The organism is Breznakibacter xylanolyticus (assembly GCF_003254275.1).
In the GTDB taxonomy this organism is placed as follows: domain Bacteria; phylum Bacteroidota; class Bacteroidia; order Bacteroidales; family Marinilabiliaceae; genus Breznakibacter; species Breznakibacter xylanolyticus.
In genome coordinates this window covers 19,040-27,001 of record NZ_QKZK01000041.1, presented here as the reverse complement: position 1 = coordinate 27,001, position 7,962 = coordinate 19,040, and the positions used below count along the sequence as shown (strand labels likewise).

The window sequence follows — 7,962 nt, the reverse complement described above, 5'->3', positions numbered from 1 at the left end:
GGTTGATTTTCAAGGTGCTCTGACGGTTTCCGTGACGGTGAGTGACGGAAAGGCCACGAGTGCACCTTATCAAACATTGGTGACAGTGACGCCAGTGAACGATGTGCCGGTGGTTGAGGAAGATCATTATTATACAGGAGAAAATACATCTGTGAATATGGCGGTTTTAGCCAACGATCATGATTTGGCCGATGGCATCAATGGGGGGATTAATCCAGCTTCCTTGCAGATTGTTCAATCGGCCGGTCATGGCATCTGTTTGGTGTTAGCCAATGGCAACATTGTTTATACTCCTTATCCCGGTTTTTCGGGGACAGACCAATTTACTTACCGTGTGAGCGATGTTGGGTTTCCGATGCCGGCACTCTCAGGAACTGCAAAGGTGGTGGTGGATGTTGCCCGCATGTCGCCTGTGTGTGTGGCTGATGCAGCATCGGTTTTGGAAGATGAGTTTGTGGATATTCATGTATTGACGAACGATAGTGACAGTGGCGGAGATATTGATGCGTCCACGCTGAGTGTTTTCTCGCATCCAATTCATGGCAATGCATCTGTGCAGCCCAATGGTGTGGTGCGTTATCGTCCGAATGTGAATTACCATGGTGAGGATTTATTTTCTTATACCGTCAGGGATTTGACCGGACTGATAGGAAATGTGGGCACGGTGCGGGTAACGGTGTTGCCGGTTAATGACGCCCCCGTGGCATTGACCGGGCAATTCACGACGCGCGAAGCAGTGGCTGTGACGATTCCTTTGGGGCAGTTGGCCTCTGATCCGGATGGAGATATTGATTGGAGTCGTTTCAAAATTGTGAAACTACCGTCAAGTGGGACTGTGAGTGTCGATGTGAAGGCTCTGACTGTTGTGTATCGACCCAATACAGCATATAGTGGTGCGGATCTGTTTGAGTTTACGGTTGTCGATTCTCATGGGGTTCAAAGCAACCGTGGTTCGGCTGCCATATCGGTTTCAAACGAAAGCCCGATGGTTGTCGATGATGTCGGAGAGGTGGCGGAGGATTCATCGATTGCGTTGGATGTGATGAGTAATGACAGTGACCTGCAGGGAGATTTGGATGGGGCATCATTGATGATCATTGTGCCTCCGGCTCATGGGATTGCCAGTGTTGATGCGCGCTCTCATCTTGTGAATTATTATCCGGCTCTTAATTATTATGGTGTCGATGAGTTTAGTTATCAGGTTTGTGATAATGATGGCTATTGTGGTCGTGCAACGGTGCGGTTGACTGTTCATCCTGTGAATGATGCCCCGTTGGCGTTGGATGATTTCTTTGAATTGGATGAAGATGAATCGCTGTTGGTGGATGTGTTGCTCAATGATTCGGATGGGGACGGCCAACTAGATGCCGGCTCTATTTCTGTTGTTCGTCAGCCTGCCCATGGGCAGGTGGTGGTCGATGCACAGCATGGTCGTTTGTTAGTTGTGCTTGATAACGATTTTTTTGGTGACGATGAGTTGACTTATCGGGTGTGCGATGATCGGGGTGCTTGTTCGCAAGCAGTTGCCTATTTGAAGGTGCGCCCCGTTAACGATGCCCCAGTGGCTGTCAACGACAAGTTGGTGGTTGAGACTGATGAACGGGTTGTGTTTACCCCACTCGATAATGATAGCGATGTGGACGATGGGCTGAATCTCTCTACATTGACCCTCATTGTTGCTCCCACTTGGGGTAAAGCAGAGGTGCTGGGGAACGGACAGTTGTCCTATCAGAGTGATGCAGGATATGTTGGCGTGGTAACGTTGCGTTATCGTGTTTGTGATGTGGGGGGGCTTTGCGCTCAGGCTGATGTCGAAATCAATGTCGTGTCAGGCAATCAACCTCCTGTTGCGGTTGGTGATTTGTTTTCTGTTAATGAAGATCAAGATATGTGGTTGTCGGTATTAGATAACGATTTCGATTCGCGTGATCACCTCTTGCTCTCATCGCTCACGGTCGTGGAAGCTCCTTTGCATGGATGGGCGACGGTGGATGCTTCTGCCGGGAAAATTATTTATCGTCCAGATGCTGATTATTGGGGTGTCGATTATTTAAGGTACAAGGTGTGTGATGATAATATTCTTCCATTGTGTGCCGAAGCATCTGTTTCAATCTCTGTCATGCCTGTCAATGACGCCCCGGTTGGTCACGCTGATCATTACGAAGCCTTTGATGTCGGGGAATACAATTGGAATGTTTTGATCAACGATACCGATGTGGATGACACCAAACTATCATGTCGTCTGGTGGATGCCTCCGGAATTGCAGGCGAGGTGACGCTCAGTGCGCAGGGGTGGCTTCGTTGGCGTCCGTTGCCCGGATGTTACTGTTCTGTTCAGTCGCTCATGTATGAGGTGTGCGATCCGGCGGGGGAGTGCGATGTGGTTCAGGTGCTGATTGATGTGCAATATTCCGATTGGGATGGTGATGGCATTCCCGATGCCGTGGATGGTGATGGTGATTCCGATGGTGATGGCCTGCCCAATTATCGCGATGCGGATAGTGATGGTGATGGCATTGATGATACCATTGAAGGGGGGGTGGCCGATGTTTGCACGCAGTTTCCTGTTGATAGCGATGGCGACGGCGTGCCCGATTTTCTGGATGCGGATGCTGATGGCGATGGTGTGCCGGATGCGGTGGAGTTGACTGATGATTGTGATGGGGATGGAATTCCAAACCATCTGGATGTGGTCGATGACTGTACCAATCGGGTGTTGGTTCCCGACACATTTACTCCCAATGGCGATGGCGTCAATGATCGGTTTGTGATTCCCATTGTCCGTGAATATCCGATCAATCGGCTCACCATTTTCAATCGATGGGGGAATCAAGTATATGTTGCCGATAATTATCGTAACGATTGGGATGGTCGTTCGTCGACTGTGACCATGGGAACCAATGTGCTGCCCGAAGGAACCTATTTTTATGTGTTGACTTTGGGTGTTGAGTCTCGTTTGATGAAGGGGATTGTCTATTTGAAAAAATAACATTCTCCCCCGTTGATAAGTGTTGATGTGTCTTTTTTAATCATCACCGGCATGAAGCAATGTGTGAGTGTATTTGTGGGGATGTGGCTGGTTTTATGTGGCTGTTTAACGGCGCAGCAAGATCCTTTGTATTCGCAGTATCAGTTCAATACCCTTGTGGTGAATCCGGCCTATGCCGGTAGTCGCGGGGTGCTGAGTGCCATGTTGTTGATGCGTCGTCAATGGGTGGGCTTTGATGGGGCGCCGGCTACGCGAGCTTTTACCTTGCATACACCCTTTACCCGTTCCAATGTGAGTCTGGGGCTATCGCTGGTGCACGACGAGTTAAAGCCTCTGTCGCAATCAGCTTTTTTTGCCGATTATGCGTATGCGCTTCGGCTGGGGGATGACCTTCGTCTTTCATTGGGCATCAAAGGGGGTATTAGTCGTGTGGTGACTGATTGGGCATCGTTACATGCCATGCCGGGAAGTGCCGATCCGGCCTATCCTTCTGCAAGCGAAGGGCGTTGGCTCCCCAATGTGGGGTTGGGTTTTTACTTGTATCATCCTCGATTTTTTTTCGGGGTTTCGGTTCCCAAATTAATGGAGAATGACCTTTCATCGCAGCAGCTTAATCAGGCCATTTTGTCCGGTCACGAGGTGCGTCACTATTTTGTGGCAGGAGGGTGGGCCAAAACCTTAAATGCTGTTTGGAGCTTGAAGCCATCCCTGATGGCTCGGGTGGCGCAGGCAGCTCCCTGGTCGGTTGATGCCAATCTCAATCTTCTTTATCGAGACCGCTTGTGGTTGGGGGGCATGTATCGTTTTGGAGCTGCTTATGGCGGGATGGTCAAATTATTGCTTTCGGATCGTTGGAGTGTTGGTTACGCCATTGAGTATTCGGTTAACGACTTGCGTCGTTATGCCGGCGGTACTCATGAGGTGATGTTGGGGTACGAGCCTGTATTTAAACATCGTAAAGTTTCCAATCCTCGTTTTTTTTGATGATGAAATGATGTTGAGTGTTCTTTTAAATCAATGGCAATGAAACAACAGATCTATCGGAGGTGCGTTTTTTTTGTGATTGGGCTGATGATGGGTTTTGGGTCGCCTCTGGAAGCCCAAAATGCCCTTTTACAACGGGGCGATGAGATGTTTTCAGCTTACGATTACAAGCAGGCCATTGTCTTTTATCAAAAGGCTTTCGGACGTGGCGGGTCTCCTTATTACCTCACCCGGCGCATGGGAGATGCCTATCGGATGTTGCGACAATGGGACGATGCTGAATTGTGGTACCGTCGGGCGTTGTCTCACCCTAATGTACCCAACGAGGTTTATATGCAGCTCGGAGAGGTGTTGTGTGCCAAAGGTGACATTGTTGAAGGACATGAGCTCTTGGCTCAGTTTTATCGGCTCAGCGGCTTTACAATGGCAGGCATTGCCGCAGATTATCGTTCTTATATTGATGTGCTAAGTTGTGATTCTGCCCGTTGTGAGCTGTTAAATATGCCGATGAATGGGCTTGATGATGAAGTGGCTCCGTTTGTGTGCAGCGGGGGGCTTTATTTTTCGTCCAACCGAGCCGTTATTCATCCTGTGAATCGTAAAGATGTTCGCAATGGACAATCCTTTTTTGATATTTATGTTTATAGACTTGCCGGGCGTGATTCCGGACATGTTGTGGCACCTCCCGCAGGTTTCAACTCTCCCTATAACGATGGGCCGGTATGGATGTCTGATCGCTTGGATGTGGCTTACATAACCCGGAATCGAGCCAACAGCCAGGGCATTATATCGGTTTTAGATGTGATGGAGTTATCTATTGATGAAAAGGGGCAGGTGGCCGGCAGCCAGTTTTTGCCCTTTGGAGATGATGACTGGACTGTGGCGCATGCTTGTTTGTCGAGTGATGGCCGGCGACTGTTTTTTTCTGCTCAATTGCCGGGCGGTAAAGGAGGGTTGGATTTGTACATGAGTGAGTTTCGCAACGGTTTTTGGGGACGTCCCCTAAATCTTGGAGAAGGGGTCAATACTGCTGCCAACGAGTGTTTTCCTTTTTTAACCGCCGACGGGCTGCTCTTTTTCTCGTCCAACGGTTGGCCGGGTTTGGGCGGCTACGATTTGTTCTATTCCGTTGAGCGTTCAGGTGGTTTTGAAATGTCATTTAATTTGGGTGTCCCGCTCAATAGTGCCTGCGATGATACCGGCCTGTTTCTTTTTCCCGATATGAAGAATGGTTTTTTAACCTCCAATCGCCCGGGAGGGCAAGGAGGCGACGACATCTATCGGGTGTCGTTGCTGAGACCATTGATTTATACTCGTTTGCAAGGGCAGGTGATTGATGTTGATGGTCAGCCGGTCGGTTCTGCGTTGGTGACGGTTGTGATGCCTGATGGGAGGGAGTTTAATCGTTTATCCACAACGGTTAATGGCGAATTTCTCTGTTTTTTGCCACCTGGCCATTACCGTCTTTGTGTGCGTAAGCATTTATTCGAGGCATTAGAGTCAGAGGTGGTTGCTCGTGAACTGTGGCGCAACGAAATTGAGTTGACCCTAAAAATGAACTTGAAATAGTGCTGTGTAAATTGTTTGACAGTGATAACGAGGGGGCTGACCTATCTTAATGAGATGCTTTCAGTAATTAGGAAACAATTTCGTTTGGTTAAGAAACTGAACGATTCAGTTCAACGACCCTTTGATTGCTTACTTTACACGTGCAAAACATTTAGTGACCCCATAGGAGCCAAATATCGGTAGCATTGGGAGGAATCGTTTACCTCTCGCCCCAATCGGGGCGAAAGATGGTTTGGTTACCTTCATCTACCGAGCGATGGTGCCCATAGGCACAATAAAAGAACTAGAGAAGTCTACTCCGATAAGTGTTTTGAAACATGAGAATTGGTAGAAATAATCGCAAATCACGAACTAAACAACATTGGATTGGGATCTCTTTCGTGTGTCTAAATCTCCCCTTTAATCTGAGTGTGATGTCTATTAAGCCTTTGTGATCATTTAAAAGCAAAAAAAAAGCTGTCGGTGAGGACAGCTTTGTGATGATTATTTGCGTTTAAAGGAGCGCGGTTTTTTGTCGCTTTTAAAGTCTCTTTTAAAATCTTTTTGATACTCTTTTTTACCCGAGAACTTGGAGCCAAAGCGTTTTTCGCCCTTGGCACGTGCGGGACGTTCATCTTCTCCTTTGCTTGCTGCCGGTTCTACCAACAGACGCTCGCCATTGTATGTCTGATTGTTGAGGGCATTTACGATTGGGGTCACCCACTCCGGGGCGATTTCAAAGAATGAGAAATTTCTTAACACTTCAATGCGTCCCAAATCAATGCCTCGTTTGCCGGTGTAGCTTTCAATAAGATTGAAGAGTGACGGTGGATTAAAGTTGCTCGCTTTCCCCAGGTTGATAAACATGCGGGTGTAGCCTTTGCCGCCCTTGCGTTCATTGCGTCCGTCTTCTTTGCGGACGTTCAAGTCGGGTGAGTCATTGTAGTAATCCAGCAAGGTGTTGAACTCTGCTGTGACAAAGCGTTTGATCAGTTCGTCGCGGTCAATATTAGCCAATTTGGCATATACTTCGTCCATCAATGGGCTGATTTGATCCTGATTCACCTCGGTTTGTTCTACTTTTTCGATAAAGTGGAGCAACTGCTTTTGGCAAATTTCAGGGCCATTGGGAACCTGACGGTGTTCAAATGATATTTTTCCCAGTCGTTCAATTGACTGTAGTTTTCCTTTTTCTTTGGTGTGTATAATGGCAATGGATTCGCCTTTACGTCCTGCGCGTCCGGTACGCCCACTTCGGTGGATGTACACTTCTGGGTCGTCGGGAAGGTTATAGTTAATCACATGTGTCAGTTCATTCACGTCAATCCCCCTGGCTGCCACATCGGTTGCCACCAAAATCTGAAGGTGACGCGATTTGAAGCGTGCCATCACGTTGTCGCGCTGCACCTGTGAGAGGTCACCGTGCAGGGCTTCGGCGTTATAGCCATCTGAGATGAGTTTCTCAGCAATGTCTTTGGTTTCCTGGCGGGTACGGCAAAATACAATGCCGTAGATGCCGGGATAGATATCAGCCAATCGTTTCAGTGCGTCGTAACGGTCACGTGCATGTACCATGAAATAGCTGTGGGTGATGTTTTTTGAACCCGAGTTCTTTGAACCCACGCTGATTTCGTCACGGTTGTGCATGTATCGGTTAGCCATACCCGAGATTTCGGGCGACATGGTGGCCGAGAAAAGCAGTGTTTGGCGTCCCTGTGGGGTGCTGCCAATGATGGCATCTAACTCTTCTTTAAAGCCCATGTTGAGCATTTCATCGGCTTCATCTAAAACCAGCCATTTGATGTTGTCGAGCTTGAGGATGTTGCGGTTAATCAGGTCATTGACACGACCCGGGGTGCCGGCAATCACCTGACAGCCGCCTTTGATGGCTTTGATTTGGTTGCGGATTTCCGTGCCGCCATAAACAGCTTGGACATCCAAGCCTCTGCGGTATTTTGAAAAGCGTTTGAGATCTTCAGATATTTGAAGGCAAAGCTCACGGGTGGGACACAAAATAAGTGCCTGTACGGTGGCTTCGCCTATTTGCACCTGGTCAATGATGGGCAGACCAAATGCGGCGGTTTTGCCGGTTCCTGTTTGTGCCAGTGCAACCAGGTCTTTTTCTGATTTTAACAGGGTGGGGATGGTTTGAACCTGAATGGGGGTGGGGGTGATGAAGCCTAATTCGTCAATGGCTTTTAATACTTCCGGACTCAGCCCAGTTTCTTTAAATGTCGTCATACTTTTTTGTCTTTTTCAGCTTACAGCACATTCTCTGGGGTTCCATTCATGGTTGTATGCCGGCCGCTACGTTGCGGTTTCTTTTATTTTGAGCCGCAAATTTAGTTCAATTTTTTGGATATAAATCATTCTGAACGACGAATGTATGGCATGAAGATGAAAAGAGTGTGTCTGGCCAATCTTTTGGTTGTGAGTTGTGT

The 7,962-nt window shown here is 48.2% G+C and carries 4 protein-coding genes; 3 read left to right on the top strand and 1 reads right to left on the bottom strand.

The window, feature by feature from the left end:
- The 3 genes from LX69_RS15610 to LX69_RS15600 form a co-directional block, all read left to right on the top strand.
- On the top strand, nucleotides 1-2,989 hold a 2,989-nt coding region (locus LX69_RS15610), incomplete at its 5' end, for an Ig-like domain-containing protein (RefSeq protein ID WP_146260768.1).
- A gap of 51 nt (nucleotides 2,990-3,040) precedes the next feature.
- Nucleotides 3,041-3,973, top strand: a complete 933-nt coding sequence (locus tag LX69_RS15605) for a PorP/SprF family type IX secretion system membrane protein (protein WP_146260767.1) — start codon at nucleotides 3,041-3,043, stop codon at nucleotides 3,971-3,973.
- A gap of 39 nt (nucleotides 3,974-4,012) precedes the next feature.
- A complete protein-coding gene (locus LX69_RS15600; RefSeq protein ID WP_170124427.1) occupies nucleotides 4,013-5,542 on the top strand; it encodes a carboxypeptidase regulatory-like domain-containing protein in 1,530 nt (509 codons plus the stop codon).
- 483 nt (nucleotides 5,543-6,025) lie between these two features.
- On the opposite strand, the gene LX69_RS15595 is transcribed toward LX69_RS15600, so the two are convergent.
- Entirely contained in the window at nucleotides 6,026-7,762 is a 1,737-nt protein-coding gene (locus LX69_RS15595; protein ID WP_111446973.1) for a DEAD/DEAH box helicase, read from the bottom strand.
- Nucleotides 7,763-7,962: the final 200 nt, after the last annotated feature.